Source organism: Staphylococcus sp. EG-SA-10, assembly GCF_017151945.1.
GTDB classification, from domain to species: Bacteria; Bacillota; Bacilli; order Staphylococcales; family Staphylococcaceae; genus Staphylococcus; species Staphylococcus aureus.
This window is the reverse complement of sequence record NZ_JACVZJ010000002.1, coordinates 22,100-35,567: the sequence shown is the minus strand read 5'-3', so window position 1 is coordinate 35,567 and position 13,468 is coordinate 22,100. Positions and strand designations below refer to the sequence as shown.

14 protein-coding genes, 3 pseudogenes and 1 riboswitch are annotated in these 13,468 nt (G+C 33.2%); of the genes and pseudogenes, 6 read left to right on the top strand and 11 right to left on the bottom strand.

Going from position 1 to position 13,468, the window contains the following annotated elements:
- Positions 1 to 36 precede the first annotated feature (36 nt).
- Both IDG45_RS02210 and IDG45_RS02205 read left to right on the top strand, forming a co-directional pair.
- A complete protein-coding gene (locus tag IDG45_RS02210) occupies positions 37 to 405 on the top strand; it encodes a YxeA family protein (protein ID WP_000849165.1) in 369 nt (122 codons plus the stop codon).
- 180 nt (positions 406 to 585) lie between these two features.
- Positions 586 to 1,158: a PepSY domain-containing protein gene (locus IDG45_RS02205; RefSeq protein WP_000769722.1), complete on the top strand. Its 573-nt coding sequence runs from the start codon at positions 586 to 588 to the stop codon at positions 1,156 to 1,158.
- Positions 1,159 to 1,295: 137 nt separating this feature from the next.
- Here the strand turns inward: IDG45_RS02205 and IDG45_RS02200 are convergent, their stop codons facing one another.
- Complete coding sequence (locus tag IDG45_RS02200) at positions 1,296 to 1,559, bottom strand: helix-turn-helix domain-containing protein (RefSeq protein ID WP_001055897.1); 264 nt, start codon at positions 1,557 to 1,559, stop codon at positions 1,296 to 1,298.
- A 293-nt stretch (positions 1,560 to 1,852) separates the two neighbouring features.
- Between IDG45_RS02200 and IDG45_RS02195 the strand changes: the two genes are divergently transcribed.
- Positions 1,853 to 2,107, top strand: coding sequence for a GlsB/YeaQ/YmgE family stress response membrane protein (locus IDG45_RS02195; protein WP_000466742.1), 255 nt, complete (start codon positions 1,853 to 1,855; stop codon positions 2,105 to 2,107).
- A 38-nt stretch (positions 2,108 to 2,145) separates the two neighbouring features.
- Here the strand turns inward: IDG45_RS02195 and IDG45_RS02190 are convergent, their stop codons facing one another.
- On the bottom strand, positions 2,146 to 2,355 hold the full coding sequence (locus IDG45_RS02190) for a hypothetical protein (protein WP_014532735.1): 210 nt from the start codon (positions 2,353 to 2,355) through the stop codon (positions 2,146 to 2,148).
- 177 nt (positions 2,356 to 2,532) lie between these two features.
- Between IDG45_RS02190 and IDG45_RS02185 the strand changes: the two genes are divergently transcribed.
- Positions 2,533 to 3,114 (top strand): histidine phosphatase family protein, encoded by a 582-nt coding sequence (locus IDG45_RS02185; RefSeq protein ID WP_000158372.1) that lies wholly within the window; start codon positions 2,533 to 2,535, stop codon positions 3,112 to 3,114.
- 65 nt (positions 3,115 to 3,179) lie between these two features.
- On the opposite strand, the pseudogene IDG45_RS02180 reads toward IDG45_RS02185, so the two are convergent.
- From IDG45_RS02180 to ahpC, 5 genes and pseudogenes are all read right to left on the bottom strand, one after another.
- Positions 3,180 to 3,563, bottom strand: a pseudogene (locus IDG45_RS02180) (YdeH family membrane protein).
- 403 nt (positions 3,564 to 3,966) lie between these two features.
- Positions 3,967 to 4,593, bottom strand: a complete 627-nt coding sequence (locus IDG45_RS02175) for an NDxxF motif lipoprotein (protein WP_000746682.1) — start codon at positions 4,591 to 4,593, stop codon at positions 3,967 to 3,969.
- A gap of 71 nt (positions 4,594 to 4,664) precedes the next feature.
- Positions 4,665 to 4,902: pseudogene (locus IDG45_RS02170) on the bottom strand (hypothetical protein); the annotation flags it as partial.
- A gap of 135 nt (positions 4,903 to 5,037) precedes the next feature.
- Positions 5,038 to 6,562 (bottom strand): annotated as a pseudogene (gene ahpF, locus IDG45_RS02165) (alkyl hydroperoxide reductase subunit F).
- Between the two features lie 15 nt (positions 6,563 to 6,577).
- A complete protein-coding gene (gene ahpC / locus IDG45_RS02160; RefSeq protein ID WP_000052781.1) occupies positions 6,578 to 7,147 on the bottom strand; it encodes an alkyl hydroperoxide reductase subunit C in 570 nt (189 codons plus the stop codon).
- Between the two features lie 491 nt (positions 7,148 to 7,638).
- On the opposite strand from ahpC, the gene nfsA reads away from it, so the two are divergent.
- A complete protein-coding gene (nfsA, locus tag IDG45_RS02155) occupies positions 7,639 to 8,394 on the top strand; it encodes an oxygen-insensitive NADPH nitroreductase (protein WP_001279728.1) in 756 nt (251 codons plus the stop codon).
- Positions 8,395 to 8,473: 79 nt separating this feature from the next.
- On the opposite strand, the gene IDG45_RS02150 is transcribed toward nfsA, so the two are convergent.
- Positions 8,474 to 9,862, bottom strand: coding sequence for an L-cystine transporter (locus IDG45_RS02150; protein WP_000990999.1), 1,389 nt, complete (start codon positions 9,860 to 9,862; stop codon positions 8,474 to 8,476).
- An 84-nt stretch (positions 9,863 to 9,946) separates the two neighbouring features.
- Between IDG45_RS02150 and IDG45_RS02145 the strand changes: the two genes are divergently transcribed.
- Positions 9,947 to 10,048 carry a hypothetical protein gene (locus tag IDG45_RS02145; protein ID WP_031901229.1) on the top strand — a complete coding sequence of 34 codons (102 nt, stop codon included), beginning with the start codon at positions 9,947 to 9,949 and terminating at the stop codon, positions 10,046 to 10,048.
- Between the two features lie 789 nt (positions 10,049 to 10,837).
- Here IDG45_RS02145 and IDG45_RS02140 read toward each other — a convergent pair.
- The 3 genes from IDG45_RS02140 to IDG45_RS02130 form a co-directional block, all read right to left on the bottom strand.
- On the bottom strand, positions 10,838 to 11,794 hold the full coding sequence (locus IDG45_RS02140; protein ID WP_000956145.1) for a prolipoprotein diacylglyceryl transferase: 957 nt from the start codon (positions 11,792 to 11,794) through the stop codon (positions 10,838 to 10,840).
- A 117-nt stretch (positions 11,795 to 11,911) separates the two neighbouring features.
- Positions 11,912 to 12,574 (bottom strand): hypothetical protein, encoded by a 663-nt coding sequence (locus IDG45_RS02135; RefSeq protein ID WP_000394705.1) that lies wholly within the window; start codon positions 12,572 to 12,574, stop codon positions 11,912 to 11,914.
- 142 nt (positions 12,575 to 12,716) lie between these two features.
- Positions 12,717 to 13,124 carry a general stress protein gene (locus IDG45_RS02130; protein WP_000763770.1) on the bottom strand — a complete coding sequence of 136 codons (408 nt, stop codon included), beginning with the start codon at positions 13,122 to 13,124 and terminating at the stop codon, positions 12,717 to 12,719.
- A 179-nt stretch (positions 13,125 to 13,303) separates the two neighbouring features.
- Positions 13,304 to 13,406: riboswitch (purine riboswitch) on the top strand.
- Positions 13,407 to 13,468 lie beyond the last annotated feature (62 nt).

Below are 13,468 nucleotides of genomic sequence, written 5' to 3'. Positions count from 1 at the left end.
AGACATCCTATTTTATATTTTGTCAGAGGTGATCTTTTGAAAACGATTTTAAAAACAATAACATATCTTGCACTTACTATCATTGGCGCTTATGCTGCTTTATTCATTTTAAAAACAATAGACTCTCATGGTATAACAGATCAATTTAACCCATTAGTAAAGGAAGATGTTTCTTATGTTAAAACGACAGAGGTGTCTACTAGAATAGATGATCAACTCCGAAGTTATAGTCAAAGTGCTTTTAATAAAGAAGGGAAAGAGACGCAATTAATGTATACTGCTACATTTGATGTTAAACCGCATAGATACTTGAAAATTACACATAAAGGTCATCATGTAGAAACTTTTGAAGAAGTTGAAAAGGAAGAAGTACCAAAGAAAGCATTAGCCAAATTGAGGCGATAATAACGGGTTTATATTACATGGTTCATTTTAAAGATGAGTACGAAATGAAGTGACACATGAAGAGTAATTTAAAAAAATTTGTAATAATTATGAATAGAATTAAAAACAAGGGGTAATACAATCTATATAGCATATAAGCTTTTGTTATGAGTTTCAAAAAAAGGAAGAGAGAGTGATATTATGAAATTAAAATCATTAGCAGTGTTATCAATGTCAGCGGTGGTGCTTACTGCATGTGGCAATGATACTCCAAAAGATGAAACAAAATCAACAGAGTCAAATACTAATCAAGACACTAATACAACAAAAGATGTTATTGCATTAAAAGATGTTAAAACAAGCCCAGAAGATGCTGTGAAAAAAGCTGAAGAAACTTACAAAGGCCAAAAGTTGAAAGGAATTTCATTTGAAAATTCTAATGGTGAATGGGCTTATAAAGTGACGCAACAAAAATCTGGTGAAGAGTCAGAAGTACTTGTTGCTGATAAAAATAAAAAAGTGATTAACAAAAAGACTGAAAAAGAAGATACAGTGAATGAAAATGATAACTTTAAATATAGCGATGCTATAGATTACAAAAAAGCCATTAAAGAAGGACAAAAAGAATTTGATGGTGATATTAAAGAATGGTCACTTGAAAAAGATGATGGCAAACTTGTTTACAATATCGATTTGAAAAAAGGTAATAAAAAACAAGAAGTTACTGTTGATGCTAAAAACGGTAAAGTATTAAAGAGTGAGCAAGATCACTAAAATATGTCGTAATACTAATGATAATAACATGTCTTAATTCATATTAATTATTAAAATACCCTCACAACGCAATGTAATATATCCAGTATAGATTTGAAAGGATATATGCCTAACGTGTTGTGAGGGTTTAATTGCATCTATTTATCCATGCGAATATCGACTTCTTCTAAATGTTTCTGATATTCTTTAACCTTACTTTCTAAAAACATTTCATATGGTGCATCAAAGAAGTCAGCTAAATGCATGGCATCTTTAAATTTAGGTTCATGGTGATGATTCTCCCATTCCCAAATTTGATGTGCTTCATATTTAGTACCATATTTCTCATTTAATTGTTGTGCTAATTCGTCAATTTCTAAATTATGTTTAGTTCGTAAGTTATATAAAATATGCATATTCATTGTTCATTAACCTCGCTTCTTGATTTAAAATTCAAAGATGCTCTAATAATATGTGTATATTCTAGTCCTATAACATAAAATAATCAAGCTATGAATTCGCCAGAAAAAATAATGTATTTGATATTGCCGGTACAGAGACTTTAAATAACGATAGCTACATTGAATAAAATTGATATTCAATTACTACTTTGAAAAATATTTAGATAAAAATAATTTGAATTTGTTTTAGAAAGTCTAATAACGGGTACTACTTAGAATAACGCAAAATAAATAGAAAAAGGAGACTGAAAATTATGTTTGGATTTATTGGAATGTTAATTGTCGGTGGCTTAATTGGATGGGCTGCTGGTGCTATTATGGGTAAAGATATCCCAGGTGGTATTTTAGGTAATATTATCGCAGGTATTATTGGATCATGGTTAGGTGGAACATTATTAGGACATTGGGGTCCTGAACTAGGAAGTATTTACATCTTACCAGCTTTAATTGGTTCAATTATCTTAATTGCACTGGTAACTTTAATTTTAAGAGCTGTTCGTAAAAAATAAAATATTCAACTTAGGTTGAATTGAAATAAAGATGGCATTCAGTTGTCATCTTTTTTATTTGCGTGAAAATGGTCAATATGTATTATAATATTTGAAAATGTAGGTAAGATAGGATTGAAAAGTAATAAATTAACATGAGGAGAGGTTGGAAATAAAAAAACGAGTATTTGACAAATAAAAAAAGGATGACGTTGGGTTGCGCCATCCAGGAGTATTATGTTCATGAATATAAAAGACTGTGTAGTCATTTAAGAACTACACCCATATAGTAACACATCACTTGATTAAAGACAATACTATTTTTAGAGTCATTAATTTAAAATATGAATTAATTATTTTTTTAGAATAGAATATTAAGATTGATATCGAATTAGTAGTCAAAGTGTTATGGTAGATATGAAATACATAAGGTAAGGAGTAATATTATGACGATTTATTTAGTTAGACATGGCGAATCAAAATCGAATTATGATAATAAACATTTTAGATCTTATTTTTGTGGACAATTAGATGTGCCGTTAACGGATACTGGCACAAAAAGTGCAGACGATTTATGTGATTATTTTAAAGAGAAACAGATTAAACATGTATATGTTTCAGACTTATTAAGAACACAGCAAACGTTTGAACATATTTTTCCATATGACATTGCATCAACGACTACGCCTCTATTAAGAGAACGTTCACTTGGCGTATTTGAGGGTGAATATAAAGATGAAATCAGTGCGAATCCGAAATATGAAAAATATTTCAATGATCTAAACTTTAAAGACTTTCGTCATAGTTTTTCACAAAAAGCGCCTGAAGGAGAAAGTTATGAAGATGTATATCAACGCGTAGAACATTTTATGAATCATGTTGTCAATGAAGATACACAAAAAGATGATATCGTCATTGTTGCACATCAAGTTGTCATTCGTTGTTTAATGGTTTATTTTAATAACGTTTCACGGGAAGAAGCTGTGGATTTAAAAGTTGAAAATTGCAAACCATATATCATTGAATAGAAGTATAGAGGTTCTGAAAAGCTGTGTTTTATAGCGGCCTTCAGAACCTTTTTTGCATTTGGAATTTAATGGGAATCATTCTTATCAACAGACTTATCACCAATAGCTAATGTGATAATTGCGCTTACGAACAAAATAATTGAAGTTATAAATGACGCTAATGTAAAAGGTGTAAATTGTGTGAGCGATAATATCAATGATAAAAAGAACTAAGAGATAGCCCCTAGAAATTGTAAAATAGCAGAAGAAATTCTAAAACTCATATAATCATATATAGCTAAAACAAGTGAAGGTAATGCGACTAATACCATTATAATGATGTTGAGGGTGAATAAATATGGCTGTTCAAAAGTTACTGTGTTTGGTCCTGTTGGATGCATTGCTGCTAAGAACAAGCAAACAATCGTCGATAAAATTGCTAAAATAATAAAAGTAATTCGAACTTTCATCATGACCATCCTTTGTTTATAGAGTCAATATAAGTATGGAATATGTTAGGGATATAGTCAAATGCGTCAACTAATGGGGATTTTAGGATGGATAGAGAATTTAAGACCAATAAAAAACAGGCTGGGACATAAATCAATGTTCTATGCTCTACGAAGTTATATTAGCAGTAGTTGACTGAACGAAAATGCGCTTGTAACAAGCTTTTTTCAATTCTAGTCAACCTTGCCGGGGTGGGACGACGAAATAAATTTTGCGAAAATATCATTTCTGTCCCACTCCCAAAATGGTATGGTATTGGTTAAAATGTATTTTCTCAAAGAATAGTCACTTTTAAAGATAAAGAATTGTCATGAATTAAAGCGCATGTAATGATGTGTTACATGTCGCAATGATGGCTTTCAGTTATTTATCGATAACATCACTCTTGATACCTTTAGATTTTAAGAAATCTTTAATTTTATCTTGTTGTTTTTTATTAACATCACCGGCATATTTCGTTGGCACGTCGACTACATTGATTTTATTTTGCGGTTGATAGCTAAGCTTTTCAATATCTTCATCAACATTGGCGATTGTACTATTTAAAGCTTTGAAGTAATTCATCATTAATTCAACGGGTTTCTTATATTCTTTAGGAATATTGTTTTCAGTGACAAATTTCTTGAAATGCAAATCATTTTTAACAGCTAAGTTAGATAAGTGACTAAGTGTTTCTGCTTGTTTTTCAGTCACTTTTGTTTGACTGTCAATTTGTTTATCGAGTTTATGTTGCATTATATATTTGTTATCAAGTATATCGCTATTTACAGACAAATACTTTTCTATAGCTTGCTTCATCTCTGCTTCACTAATATCACTATTTTTCTTATCTGAGTTAAAGATATCTTTTGTTTCTAATTTTTTAGCGCTTTTAGGTGCATGGATGCCAGTACTTGTGTGATGATCTTCGTTATCAGGTTGATCGGACGCGCAACCTGTAAGAATTAATGTCGATGCTAAAAATGTACTTAGTAGTAATCTCTTTTTCATAATGTAATATAACTCCTTAGTTTATCTTTAATTGAAAAAATATGTATTCATGCTAATAGAGTAACGTTGAATTAGTGTGGAATGTCACGATGACCTTGCAATGACCATAGACGTAAATGATTACGTGCATAAGTTGCTTTTTTCTATCAATAATGCGTCGTTTTAAACGTTGTTAAGGATAGCATTATCTATAAATAACTGCATAATTGGTTGTACTAATTTAGACGTAGGTATCGTACGTAAAAGCATAATGATTTCATTCACATACTTTTCCTTCTCAATATCATTTTTCATATTGATTTGTTTGCGAGAGGTACATACTTTAAGCATTATCGCATATCTCGCTGTATATATTAAGTTTATCATAACATGATTTTATGTCGGGATAAAAAAATAACAGCATCTTAACAAATGTAAGATACTGTCAATGAAACTGTGAAAACTTTAGTTTCTGATAATATAGTCAAAGGCATTTAATGCTGCATTTGCACCAGCGCCCATTGAAATAATAATTTGTTTGTTCTTCTGATCTGTGACATCACCAGCTGCGAATATACCAGGAACATTCGTATTATTGTTACGATCAATAACAATTTCACCACGTTCGTTTAATTCAACAGCATCTTTTAACCATGATGTGTTTGGAAGTAAACCAATTTGAACAAAGATACCATCTAAGTTAAGTAGATGTTCTTCGCCGGTGCTCATGTCTTCGTAACGTATACCTGTAACATGGTCTTCTCCGACAACTTCAGTAGTTTTGGCATTTGTTTTGATATCAACATTTGATAAAGAACGTAAACGATCTTGTAACACGTTATCTGCTTTTAATTCGCTAGCGAATTCGAATAATGTAACATGATTAACGATACCAGCAAGGTCAATTGCTGCTTCAACCCCAGAGTTACCGCCACCGATAACTGCTACGTCTTTATTTTCAAAGAGAGGTCCGTCACAGTGAGGGCAGAATGCAACACCTTTATTAATCAATTGCTCTTCACCTGGAATGTTTAGCTTACGCCAACCTGCACCAGTAGCGATAATGACTGTTTTACTTTCTAAGATAGCACCGTTTTCTAATGTAACTTTAATTGCTTCGTCAGTCTTTTCGATATCTGTAGCACGTATACCTGTCATTGCATCAATGTCATATTGATCAATGTGCGCTGCTAAGTTAGAAGAAAATTCAGAACCAGTTGTTTCTTTAACAGTAATGAAGTTCTCAATACCAGCAGTATCATTAACTTGGCCACCGATACGATCAGCAACTATACCAGTACGTAAACCTTTACGTGCTGTGTAAATCGCTGCACTACCACTAGCAGGACCACCACCAACGATTAAGACATCATAAGGTTCTTTATTTTCAAACTCAGATGCATCTGCCGTACTGCCTAGTTTCGAAAGAATATCTTGGATTGTCATACGACCATTGCCAAATTCTTCGCCATTTAAAAAGACAGCAGGGACTGCCATGATGTTTTCAGATTCTTCACGGAACACTGCCACCATCAATCATAGAATGCGTGATGTTAGGGTTGATCACACTCATTAAGTTAAGTGCTTGAACGACATCAGGACATTTTTGACACGTTAAACTAATGAATGTTTCAAAATGGAATGAACCTTCTAAGTTTTTAATTTGGTCAATGATTGACTGTTTTTCTTTAGGTGCACGACCACTAACCTGTAAAATTGCTAAAACAAGTGAGTTAAACTCGTGACCTAATGGAATACCTGCAAATGTTACACCTGTTTCTTCGCCAGGACGATTGACTGAGAAACTTGGTGTACGTTTTAAAGACTTTTCAGAAAGTGAAAGTCTAGGTGACATATCAGAAATTTCTGTTAATAATTCTTTGAGTTCCTTAGATTTATCATCTGAACCAAGGCTGGCAACGAATTCAACGTTGCCCTCCATTAGTTCTAATAATTGTTTAAGTTGTTGTTTTAAATCAGCATTAAGCATGGTTGTAATGCCTCCTTAGATTTTACCTACTAAATCTAAACCGGGTTGCAATGTTTTAGCGCCTTCTTCCCATTTAGCTGGGCATACTTCGCCAGGGTTTTTACGAACATATTGAGCTGCTTTGATTTTGTGAGCTAATGTACTAGCGTCACGGCCAATTCCGTCAGCGTTAATTTCAGATGCTTGTACAACACCGTCTGGGTCGATAATGAATGTACCACGTTGAGCTAAACCAGTAGCTTCATCTAATACATCAAAATTACGAGTGATTGTTTGTGATGGGTCACCAATCATAGTGTAAGTGATTTTGCTAATTGCATCTGAATGGTCATGCCATGCTTTGTGTACGAAGTGAGTATCAGTTGATACTGAGAATACATTTACGCCTAATTTTTGTAATTCTTCATATTGGTTTTGTAAGTCTTCTAATTCAGTTGGACAAACAAATGAGAAGTCAGCAGGATAGAAGCATACTACACTCCAAGAACCTTTTAAATCTTCTTGTGTAACTTCTTTAAATTGATCTTTTTTTGGATCGAAAGCTTGCGCTGTAAATGGTAAGATTTCTTTGTTAATTAATGACATAAATATCTTCCTCCTAAGAATTTAAGTATGAATTAGAACTATCAATTGATTGTGATTAATTATAATAATTCTAATCTCTTAGTTAGCATTATTACATTTTGATCCAGAATAGTCAACTGGATAAATTTGTAAAGTGAACGATTACTTTTAAAATAAAGAAAGATAATATAAAGTGCTTTGATAATGGATTTTGTAGTCGATGATTTAAAAGGTTGTGTCTATATTTAATATCTTGATTTTAATGTAAAAAATGTAAAAAAAGAAGATTTGTATTCTCAACTAAGTCAACCTTATTGATAATGGTGTGAGAATATTTGTTCGAGATGGATGAAGGTAATGCGTGAGAAACTGGATTTTTTAAGTACGATACAATATTTTTGAAAGTTCAATTATTAACTTATAAGCAAATAATTGCTATAAAAAAGTTTGGACGTGTACAATTGCAATATGAAGATTTTTAATTAACTGTAAAGTATCGAGGAGTGGATAACGTGTCAGATCATGTATATAATCTTGTGAAAAAGCATCATTCTGTTAGGAAATTTAAGAATAAACCTTTAAGTGAAGACGTTGTTAAGAAATTGGTAGAAGCTGGACAAAGCGCTTCGACGTCAAGTTTCCTACAAGCATACTCAATTATTGGTATCGACGATGAGAAGATTAAAGAAAATTTACGAGAAGTTTCTGGTCAACCTTATGTTGTAGAAAATGGCTATTTATTCGTCTTTGTTATTGATTATTATCGTCATCATTTAGTTGATCAACATGCTGAAACTGATATGGAAAATGCATATGGTTCAACGGAAGGTTTGCTAGTAGGTGCAATCGATGCAGCATTAGTTGCCGAAAATATTGCGGTAACTGCTGAAGATATGGGGTATGGCATTGTCTTTTTAGGATCATTAAGAAATGATGTTGAACGAGTTCGAGAAATTTTAGACTTACCTGACTATGTCTTCCCGGTATTTGGTATGGCAGTAGGGGAACCCGCAGATGACGAAAATGGTGCAGCCAAGCCACGCTTACCATTTGACCATGTCTTCCATCATAATAAGTATCATGCTGATAAGGAAACACAGTATGCACAAATGGCAGATTACGATCAGACAATCAGCGAGTACTATGATCAACGCACAAACGGGAATCGCAAAGAAACATGGTCGCAGCAAATTGAGATGTTCCTAGGAAACAAAGCAAGATTAGATATGTTAGAACAATTGCAAAAATCAGGCTTAATACAGCGATAGCAAGATACCAAAATAACCCGCCCCCTCTAGCTTAAAATGATAAGTATAGCTAGAGGGGGCGGGTATTTCTTGCAATGAATTAGTGTGAAGTTAATGCAGCATTATCATTTGATTCGAAAGTATCTTTGTCCCAATGTTTAGTTAACTTGGCGGTACCTGTACCAGCTAGCATTGAATCGTTCACGTTTAATGCTGTTCTACCCATGTCAATCAATGGTTCAACGGAGATGAGCACGCCGGCTAAAGCGACTGGCAAGTTTAACGTTGACAACACCAATATGGATGCAAATGTAGCCCCGCCACCGACGCCAGCAACGCCGAATGAACTAATAATCACGACAGCGATTAACGTTACAATAAATTGTAAATCAATTTCTACATTAGCGACGGGTGCGACCATAATTGCAAGCATGGCAGGGTAAATGCCTGCACAACCATTTTGTCCAATCGACAATCCAAATGTCGCAGCGAAATTGGCAATACCCTCCGGCACGCCTAGACGTCTTGTTTGTGTTTGTACATTCAGTGGTAAGGCACCCGCGCTTGAGCGTGATGTGAATGCAAAGATTAATACTTCCAAAGTCTTTTTAATATAGCGAATAGGGCTAATGCCTAACAGGCTTAAAATAATTAAGTGAATGATATACATCGTAATTAATGCAGCGTACGATGCGATTAAGAATTTTCCTAAAGTCCAAATGGCGCCAAAGTCACTTGTCGATAACGTGTTGGCCATAATTGCTAATACACCGTATGGCGTTAAACGTAAGACGAACGTCACAATCGCCATTACTAGTGAATAGATAGCGTCAATCGCACGCTTAAGCAATTCACCATGATCAGGTTGTTTGCGTGCTACGCGTAAATAAGCAAATCCTATAAACGAAGCAAATATCACGACAGCAATAGTGGAAGTTGCACGTTGTCCAGTGAAATCTAAGAATGGATTTTTAGGCAATAATTCCAAAATTTGTTGTGGTAACGTATGTGCTGTTAAATCCTTTGCTTGTTTAGCAATTTCGCTTCCACGTGCTTGTTCAGCGTTGCCAAGATTAATTGTTGATGCGTCTAAACCAAACACCAAGGCATACACAACTCCTACAATCGCAGCAATCGTGACAGTGCCGATTAAAAAGATAAAAATGAGACTACCAATTTTAGCAAACTTTTCTCCGATTTGAATTTTAGTGAATGCAGCGACAATAGAAATGAAAATTAAAGGCATCACAATCATTTGCAACAGAGCAACGTAACCTTGTCCGACAATGTTGAACCAGTCACTTGTTGATGTAATAACATTCGAATGTGTTCCATAGGCAAGATGCAATAACACTCCGAATACTATACCAATCCCTAAAGCTGTAAACACACGTTTCGCAAAAGATATATGTTTATGAGCCATCATGTGCAATATTACGATGAAAATCACCAATACAATAATATTGATCAGTGTAAGAAAAGCATTCATGAACGTCACTCCTCAAATTTTTGAATATAATTCCGACTAGCATGCTAAGAATAATATTAATTTTAAATTATTTCAAGGGGGCATTTGCAATTAAATGTAAACATGATAAAATTCGACCGTTGGCATAAGGGAATTTGTAAACAAATCGTTTTGAATTCAGTAGTGATAGGTGGAAAGGGGAAATAGTGTTGTGAGCTAGTCGATTAAAGTTAATATTTCAAAATGAAGCAAGGTATTAAATGCAATAAATTAAATAAGTTGTCATTAAAGCGTTAATAATAGAAATGATTTTAACGGGAAAAAAGTGATGAATATTTGGAAAATATATATCGTGTACTGTCATGAGAGATAAGATATGAGAAAACAAATGTATCCTTGAATCGAGATGTGGCTATGGCGGTTTGATAGAAATTGCTAACCTCATATTTATTGAATAAAAAGATAATAAATGATCAAACTTGAAAAGACACTTCGAACAAACAAGTTGTAAAAAATTCTGTCGAATCAAAATTAGCATCTTGTGAGGATTCGTGTGTGCAGGTGGTAGTTCAAAAGCTACCGTAAACAAATATTTTTGTTTGAGCAAAAAAGGCGTTTGTAGTAAATGTGAATATGAGTGTGCACTTGTGCGATTCGTCATTTACTAACATAGCCAAACATTTAAATTGAATGAGCTTATTAAGATGAATCTATTTAGAAGTACACAGAAGCCATCCCATTTAAAAGTAACATACTACAAAAATTTATTCAAAATTCAATATTAATCATAATGAATAATTAAAAAACCTGAAACAAATTAGTTTGATATGCTCTCTTCAAAGTAGATATTGAAAGGAGTATATCAGCTTGTTTCAGGTTTTATGAATTGAGTATTAAATTTGAAAGTAAATTACAGTTCTATAGGTTTATAAAAGATCAGTTTTTAAATCATAGATATATATTACTGAGTATTAAACTTGTGTTCAAATCACAAGTTTACAGGTTGAATAAACGTGCGAAGAAACCTTTTTTCTCTTCTTGAGGTTTAGGTTCTGACATTTCAGACTGTGAAGCTGTGCTGTCATTTTCTGCTTTCGCTTCCAATGAATCGTTCGAAGTAGCTTGTTTAGAAGCATCTACATGGGCTTCTGCTACTTGTTGTTCAGCATCATGTTGCGCTTCTGCATCTACTGTAGCTTCTTTATTTGAAGTCTCAGCTGCTTTGTCATTTTTAGACTGCTCAACGCTGGCTTTTTCAATTGCTTCAGTTGCAGAAATTTGATCCTCTTTATCTACTTTAGTAGCAGTGCCATCGCCTGCATTTTCTGCTTTAGTATCCGTCTTAGCGTCTGTTGATGTATTCACTCCAGCAACCTTCGAATCTTTACTGTCAGCTTTATCTTCAGTAACAGCATTATTTTCAACTTTATTTGTTGATTCAGCTAATGCTTTAGCTTGAGATGCTTGTGCTTCTTGGATAGCCTCTTGTGATGTTTGGATGGCTTTTAAGGATTCACTATTTGAATCGATTTTAGTTGTAAGTTGATTTTGAAGTTCTTTTAATTCTTGTTGTTGCTGATGTACTTGATTCATCATTTGACCAAGTAGGTGACGTTCTTCGCGCATTTTCTGGATTTCTAGACGTAAATCTTCTACTAGTTGAGCGACATTTTGATTAGTAGGTAAGTTTTTGTCATCGTTTTTGACAATGACTTGCAGGAAGTCTTTTTCTTTTTCTAATTCATCAAACGCTAGATCATAACTATTTGTTTGTTTTACTTTGTCGGCAATGTCTTTGAAAAGCTCGATATCTTCTTCTTTGAAATCAGTTGCTTCACGACCACGATATTCAGTCTTGCTTAGTTGGTAACCACGTTCTTCTAAATGTTGAACAATTTTACGGACTTGCTTCTCACTTAGTTCTACGCGTTGTGCAAATTCTTTAGTTAACATACTTTAAAGTCCTTTCTGCATATACTTTATGTATACTGACGTTTGTCTACGGGCAGTGAAACGTCAGTCTTGCTTCATACATAGTTTAAACGTTATTGTTAGTGATTTCAAGTTTGTTTAAAATGGTTTACGTAAATCCATTTCTTCTAATAAAGCATAAATAATTTCACGTGCGATACCATTGGCAAATACATACTTCAAAATATAATTAGATTTAACACTTGTACCGTAGATATCCTTTGTCAGTTTAATATTCTTCTTTAAAAATAGGTCGACTTTTTTAGTGTGACCATCATTAGTTGGATGAATGTAATCAATTTCAGTTTGTCTTTCAAATTGATGTTCGTATAAAAACTGTCTACGGTGTTCAATAATGAGCCCATTATTTTGTGTTAAATCTGCAGGTTCTTTAGGGACTTCCATCATTAAAAAGTTAATACTTCTAGAATGAACAAGGTTTGATAATAAGTTTAGTTCATGTTCAATTTGATGTAATGTTTGTGTCATTAACTCATCATGGTTGGGTAGGTCTTTTGCGAATAAATAAATTAAAAATGCTGAATTGGTTGTGGCTTCATAATGTGCAGTTGCTAGACTGACAACAACATCGTTTTCTAAGCCTACTATAAAGACATAATCGTTTTCAGTTTTGTTGTTTTCTAATGAGCGTTTGATGATACGTTTATCTTCAGTTAAAGATAAATTTAACTTAGTATCGTAAAGTTTAAGTGCTTCGTTGTAATGTGGATCTTTGACAGATTGAATGGTTTTAAATTCCATAAGAACACCTCCCCAATTTAAATAATATTATAGCATAATCGCCTGCTGTAAAAGACTGTTCATAAACTTTTAAATGGTATAAAAAACTGTACTATCTTAAATTAGACAGTACAGTAATCTCATTTTGAATTTAGTGTGATAACTAAGCTTTGGGACCTTTAGATGCTTCAGCAAAATGTGTAATATCAATCTCTTCATAAGCTGAATTATTTTCTTGCACTTCTTGATGTGATGATTTGTCACGAACTGCTACAACTAACATTTTATCGTCTAAAATAAGCTGTTTATATTTTTCTAATTCATCAGGCGCTAAGTTGTAGCGTGATAAAACTGCATGTTCACCATCTTCTCCTGTTAACAGTTTAGTCATTCTATCACTAAATGTTCCACTTGTTGAGATAAGGGAGATTTCAGAGTCGTGTAAGTCATTTAGGTGTAATTTACTTTTACTAATAATTGTTAGCTCTGATTCTAAATAACCTTCAGATTTCTTTTGATTGATTACGTTGTATAATTCGCCAGTGTCATTTACTACAGTAATATCTGCCATAGTTGTCGCCCCTTTAAAAATTTGTTTATTTAATCTTTTACCCTTCTTATTATAAAGTAAAACCCTTACATTATTAAGTTATAAGTCTTCATTCGCATTAAACGTCTCTGTACATTTATAAAACTATTAAAAGATTACCTAAGCAGTTATTGAAAAAATGCCGAAAATTTGCTATTATCGTTAAATAATTTACATAAACTCATATAATCTAAAGAATATGGCTTTAGAAGTTTCTACCATGTTGCCTTGAACGACATGACTATGAGTAACAACACAATACTAGGAGTAGCTTCAGCCATTAAATTGTAGCCATGATGGGTGATTTATATCATTTTACATGATGG

Coding starts and splice junctions, on each gene's coding strand:
- IDG45_RS02205 (WP_000769722.1), top strand. CDS start 586: ATGAAATTAAAATCATTAGCAGTGTTATCAATGTCAGCGGTGGTGCTT.
- IDG45_RS02200 (WP_001055897.1), bottom strand. CDS start 1,559: ATGAATATGCATATTTTATATAACTTACGAACTAAACATAATTTAGAA.
- IDG45_RS02195 (WP_000466742.1), top strand. CDS start 1,853: ATGTTTGGATTTATTGGAATGTTAATTGTCGGTGGCTTAATTGGATGG.
- IDG45_RS02190 (WP_014532735.1), bottom strand. CDS start 2,355: ATGACTACACAGTCTTTTATATTCATGAACATAATACTCCTGGATGGC.
- IDG45_RS02185 (WP_000158372.1), top strand. CDS start 2,533: ATGACGATTTATTTAGTTAGACATGGCGAATCAAAATCGAATTATGAT.
- IDG45_RS02175 (WP_000746682.1), bottom strand. CDS start 4,593: ATGAAAAAGAGATTACTACTAAGTACATTTTTAGCATCGACATTAATT.
- ahpC (WP_000052781.1), bottom strand. CDS start 7,147: ATGTCATTAATTAACAAAGAAATCTTACCATTTACAGCGCAAGCTTTC.
- IDG45_RS02150 (WP_000990999.1), bottom strand. CDS start 9,862: ATGAATGCTTTTCTTACACTGATCAATATTATTGTATTGGTGATTTTC.
- IDG45_RS02140 (WP_000956145.1), bottom strand. CDS start 11,794: ATGTTAACTAAAGAATTTGCACAACGCGTAGAACTAAGTGAGAAGCAA.
- IDG45_RS02135 (WP_000394705.1), bottom strand. CDS start 12,574: ATGGAATTTAAAACCATTCAATCTGTCAAAGATCCACATTACAACGAA.
- IDG45_RS02130 (WP_000763770.1), bottom strand. CDS start 13,124: ATGGCAGATATTACTGTAGTAAATGACACTGGCGAATTATACAACGTA.